We start from the raw sequence: 2,599 nt of genomic DNA on the forward strand, positions 1-2,599 counted from the left end.
CGGCGTTGACACGGCACCCGCGTGCAGGCCGGTGGCGCTCGCCCCGACCGACAGCGCAAGCCCGATCGCCGCGATCTCGCCCACCGGGGGCGCCGGACGACCCGAGAGCGGATCGATACCACCCGACACGAGTACAACGCTGCGCATCACGCTCCCTCCTCCCGCAACAGCGCCAGCAGGGCCGGCATCACCGCCTGTGCGTCGGCGACGATCGACAGCCCGGCACGCGCGATAATCGCGGCGTGGAGGTCGGTGTTCACCGCCACCACGTGCTCGACCTTGCCCAGACCCTGGAGGTGCTGCGGCGCCCCCGCGATGCCGAATGCCAGATAGCATCGCGCATCCAGCACGGTGCCGGACGCGCCGACCTGCGCCGCACGTGGCATCAGCCCCGCGTCACAAACGACACGGCTGGCGCCCTCTGTTGCACCGAGCGCGCGGGCCACGGCATGAAACGCGTCGAAATCCGTGACGCCCTGTCCGGCGGACACGACGAACGGCGCCTCCGACAGGGGTACATCCCCCGCCGCTGCCCGCGTGACGGGTCCAAACACCAGTCGGTCGGACGCCTGTGTATGGGGAGCAGCCTCCTCCAGCCTTCGCCCTTCATGGGCCTCACCCGCATAGGCGGCCACCCGGTCGCACGGAAGGGTGACAATCCGTGCCACGGCGTCGACACGCTCATACCGACCGCCGCGACACGGGCGGATGCTCTGGCGGACCGTCAGCGCCTCGATGCCCGGCTGTATCGACCAGCCGTTTCGCGCCGCAAGCCGCCGCGCCAGATCGGCGCCACTCCCGCTTTCGGCAAAAACCCAGTGGCGCGGGTCAAAGGAGCCGCCCCGCTCCATCAGCATACCAAGCGTCACCTCCGGGTCGGCCAACCCACCGATCGCCAGGACACGATCCGCGCCAGCCTCGCCGCCCTCCGCATCGCCCAAATCGCCAAGACCGATCAGGACGACACCACCGTCCGCCCCGGCCAGCATCCGCGCGGCCCCCGCGAGTTGCCGTCCCCAGCGATCCAGACGGCCATCGACGGCCTCGACGACGGCCACGACCCAGAAAGCGGGCATCTCGATCCGTCGGACCGACGCCTCGCGCGGGCGGCTGGGCACGACCATGTCGGCCACGTTTCCGTCGCGTACCAGACGCGGCCGTTCCCCGCCGGGCACGAGGCACCGCGACCGCTCCGCACGCGGATCGCGCCTGATCCGCGCCGTCATGGGACCAGCGACTCCAGCACGAGTTCGGCGACATCCTTCACGTCGGGACGCATCCCGGTCACACCTTCGAGCATCGCCGTGCATCCCGGACAGGCCACCGCGACGATGCCCGCGCCGCCGTGGCGGAACTGCTCCATCCGCAGATCGGGAATGCGGGTGACGGCGTCGACGTCGCTCGCAGGACCGCCGCCGCCGCCGCCGCAGCACATGGACCGCAGACCGTGGCGCTCGACCTCCACACGGGTGCGACAGGCCGCGTCAAGCAGGCGGCGAGGCGCATCGATCACCCCGTTGTAGCGCCCCAGATAGCACGGGTCGTGATAGGCCACGGCAGGCCCGTCACGCTGCGCGAGGGTAAGCTGGCCGCCCTGCACCAGAGCGTCGAGAAAGGTCGTGTGGTGCTCGACGGACCACGTCCCACCCAAAGCGGGGTACTCGTTTTTCAAGACGTGATAGGCATGCGGATCAGCGGTGACGATCGTGCGAAATGTCCGCGTCCCCAGCACCCCGATCGCCTCGCGCGCGAGGGCCTGAAACGTTGCCTCGTCGCCCAGTCGCCGCGCGGCGTCGCCGCAGTCGACCTCGTCGGCGCCCAGCGTGGCGAACCGAACGCCCGCCTTGCGCATCAGCGTTACCAAAGCCCGCAGCGACCGGCCATAGCGAAGATCGTAAGCCCCCTCGCCCAGCCAGAGCAGAATATCGGTCGCCTCACCCGCCGCCAGTACCGGAACGTCCAACGCGGCGATGGCGTCCGTCCGCGCCTCCAGCGCACGACCACCCGGTTCGGCCCGCTCCCGCGAGGCGCGCAGTACCGGCCCCGCGCCTGCGGGCACCGCACCTTTCATCAGGGTCTGGCCACGCCGCAGCGCGATCACCGCATCGACATGCTCGATCAGCATCGGGCATTCTTCCACGCAGGCGCGGCACGTGGTGCACGCCCACAAGGTGTCCGGCGCCAGCATGCCTCCGATGATCTCGGTCTCCATCCCGCCCTTGCCGGGCATGACCGGGGCGTGGGGCGAAGGACTTCCGCAATAGGGGGCTGGCTGCTCGCGCATCGCGCCGGACAGACCCTGTATGAGGGCCTTCGGATTCAGACGCTGGCCGGCCGCGAAAGCCGGACACACCTCCTCGCACCGACCGCATTGAACACAGGCATCAAAACTTGCCAGTTCCGGTTGCGTAAAATCGCGCGGGGTCAGCACACCCAGTCGTTCCATCGACAGATCGAGCGGCCTCAGCGCGGTGTCGAACGGACGCACGACGCCCGCACGCGCGAACCGTCCGGGCCGCGTATGCCCGGCCAGCCACGCGATGCCCGCCAAGCCGTGACGCATCGGCCCGCGCCCCACGGCGACCAGCAGCGCGACACC

At 70.1% G+C, this 2,599-nt stretch carries 2 protein-coding genes; both read right to left on the bottom strand.

Translation table 11 applies throughout. From position 1 onward, the window contains the following. Nucleotides 1-146: 146 nt before the first annotated feature. Nucleotides 147-1,226 (bottom strand): electron transfer flavoprotein subunit alpha/FixB family protein, encoded by a 1,080-nt coding sequence (locus HUK82_RS15935; RefSeq protein ID WP_176614870.1) that lies wholly within the window; start codon nt 1,224-1,226, stop codon nt 147-149. After that, on the bottom strand, nt 1,223-2,599 hold a 1,377-nt coding region (locus HUK82_RS15940), incomplete at its 5' end, for a (Fe-S)-binding protein (RefSeq protein WP_176614871.1). The genes HUK82_RS15940 and HUK82_RS15935, both read right to left, overlap by 4 nt.

Source organism: Ameyamaea chiangmaiensis (genome assembly GCF_013376175.1).
GTDB lineage: Bacteria > Pseudomonadota > Alphaproteobacteria > Acetobacterales > Acetobacteraceae > Ameyamaea > Ameyamaea chiangmaiensis.

Bases quoted from the DNA above. Each gene is read 5' to 3' on its own strand.
- HUK82_RS15935 (WP_176614870.1), bottom strand. From the start codon at position 1,226: ATGACGGCGCGGATCAGGCGCGATCCGCGTGCGGAGCGGTCGCGGTGC.